The 15329-nt window shown below is 59.2% G+C and carries 16 protein-coding genes and 1 pseudogene; 13 read left to right on the top strand and 4 right to left on the bottom strand.

Features of this window, described 5'->3' with window-relative positions; translation table 11 throughout:
• The first annotated feature begins 21 nt into the window (after positions 1-21).
• A complete protein-coding gene (locus tag ACTG36_RS08140; protein WP_375282251.1) occupies positions 22-660 on the top strand; it encodes a thermonuclease family protein in 639 nt (212 codons plus the stop codon).
• On the opposite strand, the gene ACTG36_RS08145 is transcribed toward ACTG36_RS08140, so the two are convergent.
• From ACTG36_RS08145 to ACTG36_RS08155, 3 genes are read right to left on the bottom strand one after another with little or no spacing between them, the layout of a single operon-like run.
• On the bottom strand, positions 657-1106 hold the full coding sequence (locus ACTG36_RS08145) for a CoxG family protein (RefSeq protein WP_375282250.1): 450 nt from the start codon (positions 1104-1106) through the stop codon (positions 657-659). The two genes, ACTG36_RS08140 and ACTG36_RS08145, sit on opposite strands and share 4 nt — an antisense overlap.
• Positions 1107-1120: 14 nt before the next feature.
• The gene (locus ACTG36_RS08150) at positions 1121-2515 is read right to left on the bottom strand and encodes a helix-turn-helix domain-containing protein (RefSeq protein WP_375282249.1); all 1395 of its coding nucleotides are present in this window, start codon (positions 2513-2515) and stop codon (positions 1121-1123) included.
• Positions 2516-2563: 48 nt separating this feature from the next.
• The gene (locus ACTG36_RS08155) at positions 2564-3790 is read right to left on the bottom strand and encodes a multidrug effflux MFS transporter (protein ID WP_375282248.1); all 1227 of its coding nucleotides are present in this window, start codon (positions 3788-3790) and stop codon (positions 2564-2566) included.
• A 198-nt stretch (positions 3791-3988) separates the two neighbouring features.
• Here ACTG36_RS08155 and ACTG36_RS08160 point away from each other — a divergent pair.
• From ACTG36_RS08160 to ACTG36_RS08195, 8 genes and pseudogenes are all read left to right on the top strand, one after another.
• Positions 3989-5521 (top strand): annotated as a pseudogene (locus ACTG36_RS08160) (acyl-CoA carboxylase subunit beta).
• A complete protein-coding gene (locus ACTG36_RS08165; RefSeq protein WP_439141970.1) occupies positions 5502-5906 on the top strand; it encodes a DUF6497 family protein in 405 nt (134 codons plus the stop codon). The pseudogene ACTG36_RS08160 and the gene ACTG36_RS08165 overlap by 20 nt, the downstream one beginning before the upstream one ends.
• 217 nt (positions 5907-6123) lie before the next feature.
• Positions 6124-6276, top strand: a complete 153-nt coding sequence (locus ACTG36_RS08170) for a hypothetical protein (RefSeq protein WP_375282317.1) — start codon at positions 6124-6126, stop codon at positions 6274-6276.
• Positions 6277-6357: 81 nt separating this feature from the next.
• Positions 6358-6729 (top strand): hypothetical protein, encoded by a 372-nt coding sequence (locus tag ACTG36_RS08175; protein ID WP_375282316.1) that lies wholly within the window; start codon positions 6358-6360, stop codon positions 6727-6729.
• A 333-nt stretch (positions 6730-7062) separates the two neighbouring features.
• Positions 7063-7266 carry a hypothetical protein gene (locus ACTG36_RS08180; RefSeq protein ID WP_375282315.1) on the top strand — a complete coding sequence of 68 codons (204 nt, stop codon included), beginning with the start codon at positions 7063-7065 and terminating at the stop codon, positions 7264-7266.
• A gap of 105 nt (positions 7267-7371) precedes the next feature.
• On the top strand, positions 7372-7572 hold the full coding sequence (locus ACTG36_RS08185) for a YMGG-like glycine zipper-containing protein (protein ID WP_375282314.1): 201 nt from the start codon (positions 7372-7374) through the stop codon (positions 7570-7572).
• Between the two features lie 88 nt (positions 7573-7660).
• A complete protein-coding gene (locus ACTG36_RS08190) occupies positions 7661-9703 on the top strand; it encodes a biotin carboxylase N-terminal domain-containing protein (RefSeq protein ID WP_439141973.1) in 2043 nt (680 codons plus the stop codon).
• A 6-nt stretch (positions 9704-9709) separates the two neighbouring features.
• On the top strand, positions 9710-10522 hold the full coding sequence (locus tag ACTG36_RS08195) for a hypothetical protein (RefSeq protein WP_375282176.1): 813 nt from the start codon (positions 9710-9712) through the stop codon (positions 10520-10522).
• A gap of 4 nt (positions 10523-10526) precedes the next feature.
• Here the strand turns inward: ACTG36_RS08195 and ACTG36_RS08200 are convergent, their stop codons facing one another.
• Positions 10527-10997, bottom strand: coding sequence for a DUF4174 domain-containing protein (locus ACTG36_RS08200; RefSeq protein ID WP_375282177.1), 471 nt, complete (start codon positions 10995-10997; stop codon positions 10527-10529).
• A 313-nt stretch (positions 10998-11310) separates the two neighbouring features.
• On the opposite strand from ACTG36_RS08200, the gene ACTG36_RS08205 reads away from it, so the two are divergent.
• The 4 genes from ACTG36_RS08205 to ACTG36_RS08220 are packed head-to-tail and all read left to right on the top strand — an operon-like array spanning position 11311 to position 15321.
• Positions 11311-12162, top strand: a complete 852-nt coding sequence (locus tag ACTG36_RS08205) for a hypothetical protein (protein WP_375282178.1) — start codon at positions 11311-11313, stop codon at positions 12160-12162.
• A complete protein-coding gene (gene scpA, locus ACTG36_RS08210; RefSeq protein ID WP_439141975.1) occupies positions 12122-14248 on the top strand; it encodes a methylmalonyl-CoA mutase in 2127 nt (708 codons plus the stop codon). The genes ACTG36_RS08205 and scpA overlap by 41 nt, the downstream gene beginning before the upstream one ends.
• A 3-nt stretch (positions 14249-14251) precedes the next feature.
• Positions 14252-14848 carry a VOC family protein gene (locus tag ACTG36_RS08215; RefSeq protein WP_375282180.1) on the top strand — a complete coding sequence of 199 codons (597 nt, stop codon included), beginning with the start codon at positions 14252-14254 and terminating at the stop codon, positions 14846-14848.
• Complete coding sequence (locus ACTG36_RS08220; protein WP_439141978.1) at positions 14848-15321, top strand: GNAT family N-acetyltransferase; 474 nt, start codon at positions 14848-14850, stop codon at positions 15319-15321. The genes ACTG36_RS08215 and ACTG36_RS08220 overlap by 1 nt, the downstream gene beginning before the upstream one ends.
• The last annotated feature ends 8 nt before the right edge of the window (positions 15322-15329 follow it).

Here is a 15329-nt window from a genome sequence, read left to right on the forward strand (position 1 = left end):
TGTTAAGCCTTAGTTAAGGGAATGATCCGGTTTTGTTCTCTTTTGCTTGTGCTGGCGTCTCCCGCCTTGGCTGATCTTGATGGCACGGTGCGTGTTGTGGATGGGGATACCATCCGTGTGGGCGATCAGACAGTACGGCTGCACGGGATTGATGCCCCCGAACATGACCAAACCTGCGAAGACCGACAGGGGCGCGCTTGGCCATGCGGCGCTTTCGTGAGTGAACGTGTCCATGCGCGGTATGATGGGAAAAGTGCAATTTGCGACGTTATCGACGTGGATCAATACGGTCGCAATGTTGCAAAATGCTATGTGGACGGACGTGATATTGGCGACGATATCGTGGCCGAAGGCTGGGCCGAGGCCTACCGCCGCTATTCAATGGACTATGATTTGACCGAAAAGGGCGCGCAGGTGCGTGGCGTGGGAATTTGGGCAGGACAGATGCAATCCCCGTCTGCCTTCAGGGCTGAACAGCGCGGGCAAACACCATCTGGCGACTGCATTATCAAAGGCAACATCTCGGGGTCTGGGCAGATCTATCATATGCCGCACAACCGCGACTATGCGGCGACGCGGATCAACGAAGGGCGCGGTGAACGTTGGTTTTGTTCAGAGGCCGAAGCCCAAGCTGCCGGATGGCGCGCGGCGCGAAACTAAACCTCACCCGTTTCAACAACGGACTGAAAGTTTTCAAAGAACTGATCGGCCATTTTCTTGGCAAAGCCGCCGACAATTCTGTTGCCAAGCTGCGCGAGCTTTCCGCCGACTTTCGCATCGACATGATAGGTCAATTCGGTGCCGCCGTCTGTGTCTGTCAAGGTCACATCCGCCGCCCCTTTGGCAAAACCCGCAACGCCGCCTTTCCCTTCGCCGACCAGACGGTAACTGTTTGGCGCGTTCACGTCTTCAAGGGTGACGGCCCCTTTGAACGTTGCTTTCACGGGACCGACCTTTTGTTTGACGACGGCTTCAAACCCGTCGTCTGGCGATCCGGTCAATTCCTCACACCCGGGGATGCAAGCTTTGAGGGTTTCGGGATTGTTTAAATGATCCCAGATAGTTGCACGATCTGCCCCGATGATCCGTGTGCCTTCAAGTTCCATAGATAGCCCCCCGTTTAATCTACTTGATACGGTAGCATGCCGCGTTCGTTTGGGTCTACGCGAAGTTGGCGTTCCAGCGGTGGAACCGACCGGTGAGGGCAGTTTTGACGTTCACAAATGCGGCACGAAATGCCGATGGGTTCAAATGCGGCGGCATCATCAAAGGACAGGTGATCTGCATAGACCAAGGCACGGGCGTGTTTGACTTCGCAGCCCAGCCCAATGGCATAGCGCCGTGTGGGAATACCCCATGCGCCGCCCGGTTTGCTGACGTCGCGGGCCAAACAAAAGTACCGGATGCCGTCGGGCGTTTCGGCCAATTGCCGCAGCCATCGACCGGGTGTTTCAAAGGCACCATGCACGTTCCACAACGGGCAGGCGCCGCCAAATCGGGCAAATTGCAACGTGGTGGCGGAATGTCGTTTGGTGATCGTGCCCGCCGGATCGACGCGCACGAAAAAGAATGGAATGCCCTTTGCGCCGGGGCGTTGCATCGTCGAGAGACGGTGTGCGACCTGTTCCAGCGATGCGCCGAACCGGTCTGACAGCCGTTCCAGATCATGTCGGTCGGTCTGGGCGGCTTGCAGAAATTCAACATACGGCATGAGGGCCGCCCCTGCAAAATAGTTCGCCAATCCCACTTTTGCGATGCTGCGCGCTTGAGGGGATTGGAACCGTGCGAGGTCTAGCGTCGCCTCAAGCAACGGGTCGTGTTTGATCAGGGCCACTTGCAGCAGCAGTTGAAACCGCTGCGTTGCGGGGGCCGCCGTGCGCGACAGACGCAGGGTTTTGGTGTCCGGATCATAGTGGCGGATCGTGCTGTCATCGCTCAGCGTTGTGCGCACGCCGACCTCGGTCAAGGCCGCGCGGGCAGCGGCCTCAATGTCGCCTGCGGCCTGTGCCGCGAACCGTTCGGCGGAGCGATCAACCGCGTCGATGTAGTTGTCACAATAGTGAAAGAAATCGCGGACTTCCTCCCACGGGCTGGGTTGCAGGCGGCTGTCTTCGCGGCCCAAAGCTTCGTCCAAGGATGACAGCCGTTCATGGGTTTGGCGGTAGGCCGTGTGCAGTTCCAGAAAGGCCCGTGCAAGGGCAGGCGCGTTTGACGCAGCAAGGCGCAAGTCTGTTAACGGGGGCGGGGTGCCGCTGAATATGGGGTCGGCCAAGGCCTCCCTCATGTCGCCCACAAGGCGCGCTTCGTCGCCCGATTGAAGTTCGGTTACGTCAAAGCCGAATTCCTGCGCCAAGGACAACACGACCGTGGTGGACACGGGCCGGTTGTTGTTTTCCATCTGGTTGAGGTAGGGCAGGGACACCCCCAACTTTTCGGCGAACTCTTTTTGTGTCACGCCGATACGACCGCGCAGTTCGCGCAGTTTTGCTCCTGCATAGAGTTTTTGTGGTGCCATGGTCTGCCCCCTTGCTAAGTTGGGAATAGACTTTGCAAACCCGTCCGTCTAGCCCGCGACGGCGCGTGCGCGGATGATGACCCACAGGGCGCAGGCCACCGATGCAATGGTCGTCAGCAGCATCAGGATGATCAATGGCAAGGCGCCCGTGCCCGGCGCAAGGATAAAGCTGGCGATGGCAGACAGGGCCGCGCCGCCCCCGATCATGAACGCACCGCCCAGTCCGGCAGCCGACCCCGCAAGGTGGGGGCGCACGGACAGCATGCCCGCGTTTGCGTTGGGCAGCAGGATCCCGTTGCCCAGCCCAATAAAGATCATAAAGCCGAAGAAAACAGCCGGATGTTGCCATCCGATCAGATCACAGATGAGCAATATCACCATGCCTGCCACGGTGATCATCGCCCCGCCCAAGACCATCGAATTGACGCCGACACGAACGGAATACCGCCCCGACAGCCCGTTGCCGATCAGATAGCCGATGGCGGGCGCGCCGAAGTAAAGGCCAAGCTCCGCCGGGTCCATGTTGAACACATCTGTGCCCACAAAGGGCGCGCCGCCCAAGTATGCGAAAAACGCACCCGAGGCGAAGGCAGCGGCGAGGCAATAGCCCCAGAACCGTTGGGATGTCAGCAGGGCAGGGTATTCACGAACCTGCGCGCGAAAACCGCCCTCGCGGCGGACAAAAGTCTCCCCTTGGTCGAAAATGACCATAATTAACAACACCATGCCGCCACCCGCCAGCATCCAGAACGACGCCTGCCAGCCAAACCATTGATCCAGCGCGCCGCCCGCAACCGGCCCCAACATCGGCACGATCGACATGCCCATTGTGACGTAGCCAATCATCGATGCCGCCTGATCCTGGGGCACCATATCGCGCACGATCGCGCGGCTCATGGCGAAGCCTGTGGCGATGGAGGTTTGCAATAGGCGACAGATCAGAAAGACGGCGAAAGTGGGCGCGAAAATGGCCCCAAGGCTCATCAAAATGAACAGGGACACGCAAACGATGACGATGGGCCGCCGCCCGTATCGGTCTGAAATCGGGCCGATGATGATCTGCACCACGGCCGTCATCGCAAGATAAAGCGACACCGACAGCTGCATCAGACTGTAGTCCACACCGAAATGCGCCGCCATTGAGGGCAACGACGGCAAAAAGACGTTCAATGACAAGGCACCGACGCCGGCCATCATGATGAGGGTGGCGATATGCGGTGGCGTTGTTTTGTCGAGAAACCGGGACGGGACCCGTGTCGTGCTGGTGTCAGTCATTGTCCCAAGGTAGGTCCACAACCATGAGGCGTCCAACGCTAAATGGGGCTGCTGGCCCGTTCCGTACTATTTGCAATTATGCAGTTTTGAGTTCTGTTTAATCGGAATATTTGCAAATTTGCGATCGAAAGAGGCAATTGGGACTCGGATCGGTCGGGCAATGTCGTTAGTTTGGGGCAAACCAACAGGGGTGAAATGATGACCGATATCCTTCAGGAACTCGAAGAGCGACGTGCTGCGGCCCGTCTGGGTGGTGGGCAAAAACGCATTGATGCTCAGCACGCCAAGGGCAAGCTTACGGCGCGGGAACGGGTTGAATTGCTGGTCGATGAGGGCAGCTTTGAGGAGTTCGATACCTTCGTGACGCACCGCTGCACGGACTTCGGGATGGAGGCGTCAAAACCTGCGGGGGATGGTGTGATCACCGGTTGGGGTACGATCAACGGTCGTCAGGTTTATGTGTATTCCCAAGACTTTACGGTTCTTGGCGGGTCCGTTTCTGCCACCCATGCGGCCAAGATTTGTAAGATCATGGATATGGCGATGCAAAACGGCGCGCCAGTGATCGGGATCAACGACAGCGGCGGCGCGCGCATTCAGGAAGGCGTCGATTCACTGGCCGGATATGGTGAGGTGTTTCAGCGCAACATCATGGCGTCCGGTGTTGTCCCGCAGATCAGCCTGATCATGGGCCCCTGTGCGGGGGGTGCAGTTTAGTCCCCTGCGATGACGGACTTTATCTGTATGGTGAAGGACAGCTCATACATGTTTGTGACCGGTCCGGACGTGGTTAAGACCGTCACGAACGAACAGGTCACAGCAGAGGAATTGGGCGGGGCCACGACCCACACGCGTAAGTCCTCCGTGGCCGATGGTGCCTTTGAAAATGACGTCGAGGCGCTGGCCGAATGTCGCCGGCTGGTCGATTTTCTGCCCCTCAACAACCGCCAAAAACCACCCGTGCGGCCGTTCTTTGATGATGTTGACCGGGTCGAAGGCAGCTTAGATACGCTGATCCCGGACAATCCCAACCAGCCCTATGATATGAAGGAATTGATCCACAAGATCGCGGACGAGGGCGATTTCTACGAAATTCAGGAGGATTTCGCGGGCAATATCCTGACTGGTTTCATCCGGCTTGAGGGGCAAACGGTGGGCGTTGTGGCCAACCAGCCCATGGTTTTGGCTGGCGTTCTTGACATCGACAGCGCCCGTAAGGCCGCGCGCTTTGTGCGGTTCTGCGATGCGTTCGAAATCCCGATCCTCAGCCTTGTGGACGTGCCCGGTTTTCTGCCCGGGACAACGCAGGAATATAACGGTGTGATCAAACACGGGGCGAAACTTCTTTTTGCCTATGGTGAAGCGACGGTGCCGAAGGTCACGGTGATCACACGCAAAGCCTTTGGCGGGGCCTATGTTGTCATGTCGTCCAAACACATGCGCGGGGATATCAACTACGCTTGGCCCACGTCCGAGATCGCGGTGATGGGTGCCAAGGGCGCGACAGAGATTTTGCACCGTAAGGATCTGGACGATCCGGAAAAGACCGCAGCGCACACAAAGGACTACGAAGACCGCTTCGCCAATCCCTTTGTGGCCGCCGAACGCGGTTTCGTCGATGAGGTCATCATGCCGCGCAACACGCGCAAGCGGCTGTGTCGCGCCTTTGCGGGCCTGCGTGGCAAACAGCAGCAGATGCCGTGGAAGAAACATGACAATATCCCACTTTAACCTGCGTCGGACCGCGGCTTCAGCGGTAGCAACTTGTCTTTTTGGAACCTACGCCGTCAGTGCGCAGGCCATTGCTGTGCCTTCGGGTCAGCCCTTGTCGTTTCTTGAATTCATTTCTGAACAAGACGGATTATTGGTGCGGTTTCGGTTCCTCACGCCACAGATCGGAGATGGATTTGATTATCTGACGGTCTTTCCCGATTTTCAGGCGCTGTGTGATGAACAGGTGGTGCCCGTTTTGGACCAAAACGGACTGACGCCTGCGCAGATTGTGCTGTCGATGTCGGCGCAAGACATTCCTTTTGGCGAAGACAACTCGGATGTTTTGCAGTTTTTCGAGATTTTCCGCCCCGAAAACGGCACCTGTATCTGGGAGGAATTTTGATGCCTCTACAATATCTTGCGGCGCGAAGCTCATCTCAGAGGGCGTTTGATGCAGGGGAGTCACAGACTGCGCTGATACAAACGCCATCGTATCTTTCGATTCAGCCTTCGCGTAGTTTTCCACAAGGTTACACCCAAGTGACCGACCCTCAAAAGGCGTGGGAAATCGGGCGGTTGCCCGACGACCTTCGTGTGGAAAACAGAGACAGGAGACTTACATGTCCAAGAGCATCAAGAGCTTTGTGGCCGTCTCATTGCTGGCCATCACGGCCGCATGCGGCAGCAGCGACGCAGGTGACGTCGAAGAATTCGTGGTCGTTGACCCGGTTCCGGTTACCGTTGAGCCAGTATTCACTGGCAAGTACAACTAAACCGGTTGTCACACGATCGGGACAGGCGTCCGCGCCTGTCCCAACCCCATCGCGCCGCCTGTCAGAAAAGGAGGCCGCGTGATGGAAAAACACCGCGGATTTCCAAGCCGCCTTCCCAGCACCGATTTTCAATTCACCATCCGCCGCCCTGTCAAAAAGGGTCTGCCGCCGAAACTGCATGCGCGCGAACGCTATGCAGATCGCCGTCCGGCGGATCGGCGGGCTGACGAAGGGTTTCTTTGGGCTTTGATGACCCACTTCGGTGAGGAGCCGTTCGTGCGGGGCAATCTGGACGCAGGCCGTCTGAACTGGGTGTTCGGCCGCGAGGTCATCGCCGCCGAAGATCCATTTGACCCGGAAAGTTACGACGCCCTGTTGCGGTTGGATATCGACCTGATCCAGCGCAATTTCCCCGATATTTTCCGCCCCGACTGGGCGCCGGGGGGGCAGTAACGTGGGCGATTTCTGGCCGACAGAAACACACGTTTGGCGGGAATTGGCCGATCCTGTCGCCCTGCGCAACCGCGCCGATGACAGGTCAGATGCGCTGTGCAACAGTCCAGGTGTGGTCGAAGTATTCAGCAAATCTTTCAGCCCACAATGTCAGTACCGTTACCCTTCCCCTCGTCGGTTCGGATCCTTTGGGTCTGGACCGACATCCTTATTGCGGGCAGAGTGCGGGCAAATCCGCCACCCCTTCGATCACGCTGAGAAATGTCTTGAAAAACGGCTGCAAACAGCCGATTCTGCGGCCCATAAGACAAAACAAAATAAGGGCAGTACCTCATGCAATCTTTCCGTATTCTTTTCGCCGTCGCCGCGGTTGCGTCGCTTTCGGCGTGCCTCGAGAATGACCTTGAGCGCGGCTTGGCCGGCGCAGCGGCGGGCGCCGTCGTCGCGGAAGTCACGGGCGTTGACCCGCTTACGGGTGCCATCGCAGGCGGCGCTGCGGGTGCGCTGTGCGACGAAGTTTTCTCTGCCTGCCGGTAAGGCTGCAGCGGGCCGTGGGCCCTTTATCGTTAAGAAAATGCGAACGCCGGAACCTTTGGATGGGTCCGGCGTTTCCTTTTTGCATTCTCGAAAAGGACCAATACCATGGCTAAATTCCTCAAACTCACCACAGCACTTGCGGCGGTTGCCTTTGTGGCGGCATGCGACAACGACGTTGAACGCGCCTTGGGTGGCGCTGCAGCGGGCGCTGTCATCGGCGAAGCCACAGGCAACGACGTGGGCACATCTGCCGCTGTTGGCGCGCTTGCAGGTGCCTTCTGCGACGACGCAGGCGTTTGTAACTAACACCACGCGCCTCGGCGCGACCGATACTTATTTGAACCGCCGTGCTGGGGACACCCAGCGCGGCGGTTTTGCTTTCTAGGGGAAGAGAATGTTCAAGAAAATCCTGATCGCCAACCGTGGCGAAATCGCCTGCCGCGTCATCAAGACGGCCCGCAAAATGGGGATCAAGACGGTCGCGGTCTATTCCGATGCGGATGCCCAAGCGCTGCATGTTCAAATGGCCGATGAGGCGGTGCACATCGGCCCGCCGCCGGCCAACCAATCCTATATTGTGATCGACAAGATCATGGAGGCGATCAAGGCCACGGGCGCTGAGGCAGTACACCCCGGTTACGGCTTCCTGTCCGAAAACCCCAAGTTCGCGGAGGCCCTAGAGGCCGCAGGTGTCGCGTTTATTGGCCCGCCCAAGGGCGCGATTGAGGCGATGGGCGACAAGATCACGTCGAAGAAGATCGCGCAGGATGCAGGTGTCAGCACCGTGCCCGGCCACATGGGTCTGATTGAGGACGCAGCCGAGGCGATCAAGATTTCGGGTGAAATCGGCTATCCGGTGATGCTCAAAGCCTCCGCCGGAGGCGGCGGTAAGGGCATGCGCATCGCGTGGAATGAGGGCGAGGTGGCCGAAGGATTTCAGGCGTCCAAGAACGAAGCGGCCAACAGCTTTGGCGACGACCGCATGTTCATCGAGAAATTCGTGACCCAGCCGCGCCACATCGAAATTCAGGTGCTGTGTGACAGCCACGGCAACGGCATTTATCTGGGCGAACGGGAATGTTCGATCCAGCGCCGCAACCAAAAGGTCATCGAAGAAGCGCCCAGCCCGTTTCTGGATGAGGCCACGCGCAAGGCCATGGGCGACCAATCGGTCGCTTTGGCCAAGGCCGTGGGATATTCCAGCGCCGGTACGGTGGAATTCATCGTCGATGGCGACCGGAACTTCTATTTCCTAGAGATGAATACCCGCTTGCAGGTGGAACACCCTGTGACCGAATTGATCACCGGCGTTGATCTGGTTGAACAGATGATCCGCGTGGCCTACGGCGAAAAACTGGCCATGACCCAAGACGACGTCACCTTGACCGGCTGGGCCATGGAAAGCCGTCTTTATGCCGAAGACCCCTATCGCGGGTTCCTGCCGTCTATTGGTCGTTTGACGACCTACCGTCCGCCGGCGGAGGTGGCCGCGGGGCCATTGTTGACGAACGGCAAATGGCAAGGCGATGCACCTGCGGGCACCCATGCGGTGCGTAATGATACGGGCGTTTATGATGGGGGCGAAATCTCCATGTATTATGACCCGATGATCGCCAAGCTGTGTACGTGGGCACCGACCCGTGCCGACGCGATTGAGGAAATGCGCGTGGCCCTCGACAGTTTTGAGGTTGAGGGGATCGGCCACAACATTCCCTTCCTGTCTGCTGTGTATGACCACGAAAAATTCACCTCGGGCAATATGACCACCGCCTTTATCGAAGAAGAGTTTCCCGACGGGTTCGAAGGTGTGTCTTTGGCCGACGCGGACATACCGCGCATTGCTGCGGCCTGTGCGGCCATGCACCGTGTCGCTGAAATCCGCCGCACGCGGGTCACGGGGCGGATGGGCAACCACGAACGGCATGTGGGCAAGGATTGGGTCGTCAGCCTTCAGGGCGACAGCCATCCGGTGGTGATCGAGGCCGACCGCGAAGGGGCCAACGTGGCCATTGGCGATCGCGTTTTGCGCGTGGAAAGCGGTTGGACACCGGGCCAGCCTTTGGCGCGGATCACTGTGGACGGCGCGCCGATGGTCATGAAGGTCGGCAAAGTGTCAGGCGGCTTCCGCATCCGCTATCGCGGAGCGGACGTGAAGGTCCATGTGCGCACGCCACGGCAGGCGGAACTGGCCCAGCTGATGCCGGAAAAACTGCCACCCGACACATCCAAGCTGTTGCTGTGTCCTATGCCCGGCCTGATCGTGAAGGTCGATGTTGAGGTGGGCGATGAGGTGCAAGAAGGCCAAGCGCTGTGCACGGTTGAGGCCATGAAGATGGAAAACATCCTGCGGGCCGAAAAGAAGGCCACTGTCACCAAGATCAATGCAGGCGCAGGCGACAGCCTGTCGGTCGATGATGTCATCATGGAATTCGAATAGGCACTGATGGATCTGACCGTTCATATCGGCGCGCATCGCACGGGGTCCACCCTTGTGGCGCAGGCGATCACGCAAAGCGTGGCGGATTATCCCGACTGCGGGGTGGCCGTCTGGCACCCGCGTCATTTGCGCGCCATGGGGGGATGGCAGGCGGTGCCACGGTCGCTGAAGCCTGGCGGGGCGCCGACATCAAAAACCGCCGCGCGCATTCTGGACGGCCTTAAGGCACAACTGGACGGTGATGCGCAGGCCGAGGCCGCCCGCGGGGTGCGCCACCTTGTGATCTCGGAAGAGAACCTGATGGGCACCATGCGCACAAATATGGGCCATGGGGTATTCTATCCCGATGTCGCCCGCCGCCTACGCGCCTATGATATGGTGCTGCCCAAGACCCCCACACGGGTTGCGCTTGGCGTGCGCGACTATGGCTCCGTCTGGTCCTCGGCGTTTCATTATATTCCGCAAGCGGGTAAAGAGCCGCCCTCGCGCGATGGGGCCCGCGCGGCCTTGCTGGGCAGTGACCGTGGCTGGACCGACATCATCGCAGAGGTCTACTCCGTCTGGCCCGATGTGGAAATTTACGTCTGGCAACAAGAGGATCTTGAAGACCACGCGGCCTTCATCTGCGCAGGCCTGCTTGAGGTGCCTGAGGACAAAATCACATTACCGGACGCGCGGGTGAACCGTCTGGAAGCATCGCAAGGCCGCAGGCCTTTGTTCGATGCGAAAGAACGCGCCCTGCTGACCCAACGCTACCGCGACCACCTGTCGGCACTCCACGGGTCCATCGCCACACCCAACCATGAGGCGGCGGAATGATGGGTCAACCCGCGTTGCGATTGTCTTCGATTTCTTGCCGCCGCAGCGGCATTTTGTCGATGGTGCGGGTAATTTCACGCACGTCCCATGGCGCGGGTTTGCGCAATTCGACCTGCCCGTCTTTGCCCATGATCACCAACATAAATCCACGGGGCCGCAGCTGCGTGCGCAAATCGCTGCGCGCATCAGGGTCCGTGTCGGTGAGGATGATGACATCGCGTTCGGCCAGATCGTCGGGCCGTTCAGCCAGAAGCTCAAGCTGTTGGCGAAAGCGCGGGTCGTTGGGACTGTCGGCAAAGACAATGACCGGACGTGCCAGCCATTCCAGATCGGTTAATGTGACGCCTTGTGCATCCACAGGCATTGATCGGTCTGCATTCCAGATGTCAGCCAAACCCGCCGGTGTGTCGGCCTGTTGTGCGCTGGCAGTTCCTGCCAAGACAATGGATGCGGCCGCGATAAGTGTTCGGATCATTCTGCTCCCCTTTGAATATGATATAGGGACGAATGGGGCTAAGGCTAAGAGCAATTGGGCCGCAGACAGGAACAATTTTACGTTTAACTTTATGGTCAGCTTGTCTGGGCATTTACCGCGCAGGGAATCGCAACACGCCCGTTGTGACATCCCCCCGCAACGGTGGAGGCCTCGGCTCATGATGATCAATTTGCACCTCGGCGCGCACAGATGCGCCTCTACGACGTTTCAGGGGTACCTGTGGTCAAATCGGGCGGCACTTGCGCAGGCGGGTGTGGCCTGTTGGACCCCTAAACGCACCCGCGACGGATTGATGCGGGGATTGATCCGTCATCCTGAAGACATCACCTTGCAAGACGAAATGCGGGCGGTGCGATCTGTCGGGCGGATCCGGCTTGAATTTGCCAGACTGGCGCGCGCGGGCCAGTCCCAGCTGCTGATCAGTGATGAAAATCTGATCGGGTCAAGCCGCCACAATATCAAAGTCAAATCTGTCTATCCCATGGTGTACGAACGGCTGTTGCGGTTTAAACCTGTCTTTGATGGGCACAGCCTGCGCATCGGGATCGGCATCCGCAGCTATGAAGATTTCTGGGCGTCCGTTCTGGCCTACTGTTTGCAACGTGGTGGCGCAAAACCCACTGTCGATGATCTGGATTTATTGACCACACAGCCGCGCCGTTGGCGCCAGGTGATCCGTGACATTGCGTCCGTGTTTCCCCAGGCAGATCTGTTTGTGTACCCGTTTGAACGGTTTGCCGATCATCCGGCGTCCGTTCTGGATGCCTTTTGCGACGGGTCATCGACGTCCTTGCCGAACGCGTTCAAAATCCTCGGTCAAAGTCCGAATATAGGCGAATTGAATACGCTTTTGACCCTGCGCGGTGAACGCCGTCTGGATGGCGGGGCAGGAGCAGATCACCGGCGTTGGATGCCGTTTGATGAACATCAGCGCGCGGTTTTGCGGGCAGAGTATCGCCGCGATCTTTCGTGGCTCAAAGCGGGGGGCGAAGGTCTTGCCCGCTATGTCGACGGGCGAATAACGCCTGCGACGATGCCTGACAGGGCAACGGATGAAACACGCGCGGCACCTGAGGTGGTCACGCTTTTGAAAGGACAAACCGATGGGATCGAAGAACGACTGGAAAGACCGCGCACAGGCTGAATTGCGCGGCCGCTCCTTGGATGATCTGACATGGAAGACCATCGAAGGCATTGATGTACAGCCTGTTTATAGCGCCGAAGACGTCGCGGATCTGGATCATCTGGGGACATTGCCCGGTGAGGCGCCGTTCACCCGTGGTGTCAAATCCACCATGTACGCTGGACGGCCTTGGACGATCCGGCAGTATGCGGGGTTCTCCACTGCGGAAGCCTCAAACGCCTTTTACCGCAAGGCACTGGCCGCAGGCCAACAGGGCGTGTCTGTCGCCTTTGATCTGGCCACGCACCGCGGCTACGACAGTGACCACCCACGCGTGGTGGGCGACGTGGGCAAGGCCGGTGTGGCCATCGACAGCGTTGAGGATATGAAAATCCTTTTTGATGGCATCCCGCTAGATAAGGTCAGCGTGTCGATGACCATGAACGGCGCGGTCATCCCGATCCTTGCCAGTTTCATCGTCGCAGGTGAGGAACAGGGCCATGACCGCAGCGTGTTGTCCGGCACCATCCAGAACGACATCCTCAAGGAATTCATGGTGCGCAACACCTATGTCTACCCACCTGAGCCGTCGATGCGGCTGGTGGCTGACATCATTGAATATACGGCCAATGAGATGCCAAAATTCAACTCGATCTCCATCTCGGGCTACCACATGCAAGAGGCGGGCGCGAACCTTGTGCAGGAGCTGGCCTTTACCTTGGCCGACGGGCGCGAATATGTCCGCACGGCCATTGCGCGGGGCATGGACGTCGACAAATTCGCGCCGCGTTTGTCGTTTTTCTTCGCCATCGGGATGAATTTCTTCATGGAGGCCGCCAAACTGCGCGCGGCCCGTCTGCTATGGTCGCGGATCATGTCGGAATTTGATCCTAAGTCCGAAAAATCCAGCATGTTGCGCACCCACTGCCAGACCTCCGGCGTGTCCTTGCAGGAACAGGACCCCTACAACAACGTCGTGCGCACAGCCTACGAAGCGCTGGCCGCCGTCTTGGGCGGCACGCAGTCGTTGCACACCAACGCACTGGACGAGGCGATTGCCCTACCCACAGAGTTCGCCGCCCGCATCGCACGCAATACGCAGTTGATTTTGCAGGAAGAAACCGGCGTGACCAATGTGGTCGATCCGCTGGCAGGATCATACTATGTCGAAAAACTCACCGCTGATCTGGCGGATGCGGCGTGGAAAATCATCGAAGAGGTTGAGGAGATGGGCGGCATGACAAAGGCCGTGGCCTCCGGCATGCCCAAACTGCGGATCGAGGAATCGGCGGCCAAACGGCAGGCGATGATCGACCGCGGCGATGAGGTGATCGTGGGCGTCAACAAGTACCGCTTGGACAAAGAAGACCCCATCGACATTCTGGATGTGGACAACGTGGCTGTCCGCGACGCCCAAGTGGCGCGCCTTGACACCATCCGCACCGGCCGCGACCAAGCCGCCTGCGACGCCGCCCTGGCCGAGGTGGAACGCCGCGCAAATGAGGGCGGCAACCTGTTAGAGGCCGCCGTCGAGGCCGCCCGTACCCGTGCAACCGTGGGAGAAATCAGCATGGCCATGGAAAAGGTTTTCGGACGTCACCGCGCCGAAGTGAAGACATTGGCAGGCGTTTATGGTGCCGCCTATGAGGGCGACGAAGGCTTCGCCGCGATCCAAAAAGATGTGGAGGCGTTCGCCGAAGAAGAAGGCCGCCGTCCGCGTATGTTGGTCGTCAAAATGGGGCAGGACGGTCATGACCGCGGCGCCAAAGTCATCGCCACGGCCTTTGCCGATATCGGCTTTGACGTGGACGTGGGCCCGCTGTTCCAAACGCCCGAGGAGGCAGCACAGGATGCGGTGGACAACGATGTCCACGTCATCGGCATTTCGTCCCAAGCGGCGGGGCACAAGACCTTGGCGCCCAAGCTGATCGAGGCGTTGAAGGCTGCCGATGCGGAGGACATTCTGGTGATTTGCGGCGGGGTTATCCCTCAGCAAGACTATAATTTCCTGAAAAAATCCGGTGTGAAGGCCATCTTTGGTCCGGGCACCAACATCCCCGAAGCTGCGCGTGATATCCTGCGTTTGATCCGCGAGACGCGGACGTAATCCATGCGGTTGGATCATCTCGCCATTGCGGCTGAAACCCTTGAGGAGGGCGTGGCCTGGGCTGAGGGCAAGCTGGGCGTGACCTTCTTGCCGGGTGGCAAACATGCGCGGTTTGGCACCCACAATCGGCTCTTGGGTCTCAAAGACGGGTTGTATCTTGAAGTGATTGCCGTTGATCCGGATGCCACATCTCACGGCCCGCGTTGGTTTGGGCTGGACAGGTTCAGCGGGCCCCCACGGCTGGCAAACTGGATTTGCGAGCCTGCGGATTTCGATGCATGGCTGCGCCACGGGATGCGCGCGGTGCCTATGGCACGGGGCGATTTGCGCTGGGATATGGGCGCGCCGGAGGATGGCAGTCTGCCCATGGGCGGAGGGTTCCCCACCGTTTTGCGTTGGCACACAGACACGCCGCCGGGCCAAAGCCTACCCGCGTCGGGCTGTGCCTTGCAACGTCTGACGATCCGCCATCCGCAGGCAGAGGGCCTCGCGTCTGAACTGGCGCCAGCATTGTCTGACCCGCGCGTGGTGTTTGAACCCGCCGCAACCGTGTCCCTGTCCGCGATGATGCAAACGCCCTTGGGGGTGGTGACGCTGTGATGATCCGGCCCGCCGCTCTTGCCGACGCATCGGTGATTGAGGGGCTTTGGACGCCGGCTGTCCTGAACACCCCGATGACGTTTAACCCCGTCCCGAAAACTGTGGACGAGATCGCAGACATGATTGCCACGCGCGGCTGTTTTTTTGTGGCCGAACAGGACGGTCATGTCGTGGGTTTTGTGACCTATGGGGCGTTCCGTGGCGGGCCGGTATATGTGCATACGGCGGAACATACCGTCCTTGTGGGCCCTGCGGCGCAGGGCCAAGGCGCGGGTCAGGCGTTGATGAACGCTGCGATGGATCATGCCCGCGCGGCGGAAATCCATGTGCTTGTGGCGGGCGTCAGCGGCGACAACCCGCACGCGATTGCCTTTCACGAACGGCTGGGATTCGACCCCGTCGCGCGGATGCCAGAAGTCGGGCGCAGGGACGGGCGATGGCTTGATCTTGTTTTGCTGCAAAAACGGCTCTGACATCTGGC

The sequence above is a fragment of the Pseudooctadecabacter sp. genome, from assembly GCF_965657175.1.
Taxonomy (GTDB): domain Bacteria; phylum Pseudomonadota; class Alphaproteobacteria; order Rhodobacterales; family Rhodobacteraceae; genus Octadecabacter.

Coding starts and splice junctions, on each gene's coding strand:
- ACTG36_RS08205 (WP_375282178.1), top strand. CDS start 11,311: ATGCGGGGATTGATCCGTCATCCTGAAGACATCACCTTGCAAGACGAA.
- scpA (WP_439141975.1), top strand. CDS start 12,122: ATGGGATCGAAGAACGACTGGAAAGACCGCGCACAGGCTGAATTGCGC.
- ACTG36_RS08150 (WP_375282249.1), bottom strand. CDS start 2,515: ATGGCACCACAAAAACTCTATGCAGGAGCAAAACTGCGCGAACTGCGC.
- ACTG36_RS08195 (WP_375282176.1), top strand. CDS start 9,710: ATGGATCTGACCGTTCATATCGGCGCGCATCGCACGGGGTCCACCCTT.
- ACTG36_RS08200 (WP_375282177.1), bottom strand. CDS start 10,997: ATGATCCGAACACTTATCGCGGCCGCATCCATTGTCTTGGCAGGAACT.
- ACTG36_RS08140 (WP_375282251.1), top strand. CDS start 22: ATGATCCGGTTTTGTTCTCTTTTGCTTGTGCTGGCGTCTCCCGCCTTG.
- ACTG36_RS08215 (WP_375282180.1), top strand. CDS start 14,252: ATGCGGTTGGATCATCTCGCCATTGCGGCTGAAACCCTTGAGGAGGGC.
- ACTG36_RS08175 (WP_375282316.1), top strand. CDS start 6,358: ATGGAAAAACACCGCGGATTTCCAAGCCGCCTTCCCAGCACCGATTTT.
- ACTG36_RS08190 (WP_439141973.1), top strand. CDS start 7,661: ATGTTCAAGAAAATCCTGATCGCCAACCGTGGCGAAATCGCCTGCCGC.
- ACTG36_RS08145 (WP_375282250.1), bottom strand. CDS start 1,106: ATGGAACTTGAAGGCACACGGATCATCGGGGCAGATCGTGCAACTATC.
- ACTG36_RS08170 (WP_375282317.1), top strand. CDS start 6,124: ATGTCCAAGAGCATCAAGAGCTTTGTGGCCGTCTCATTGCTGGCCATC.
- ACTG36_RS08220 (WP_439141978.1), top strand. CDS start 14,848: ATGATCCGGCCCGCCGCTCTTGCCGACGCATCGGTGATTGAGGGGCTT.
- ACTG36_RS08155 (WP_375282248.1), bottom strand. CDS start 3,790: ATGACTGACACCAGCACGACACGGGTCCCGTCCCGGTTTCTCGACAAA.
- ACTG36_RS08165 (WP_439141970.1), top strand. CDS start 5,502: ATGACAATATCCCACTTTAACCTGCGTCGGACCGCGGCTTCAGCGGTA.
- ACTG36_RS08180 (WP_375282315.1), top strand. CDS start 7,063: ATGCAATCTTTCCGTATTCTTTTCGCCGTCGCCGCGGTTGCGTCGCTT.
- ACTG36_RS08185 (WP_375282314.1), top strand. CDS start 7,372: ATGGCTAAATTCCTCAAACTCACCACAGCACTTGCGGCGGTTGCCTTT.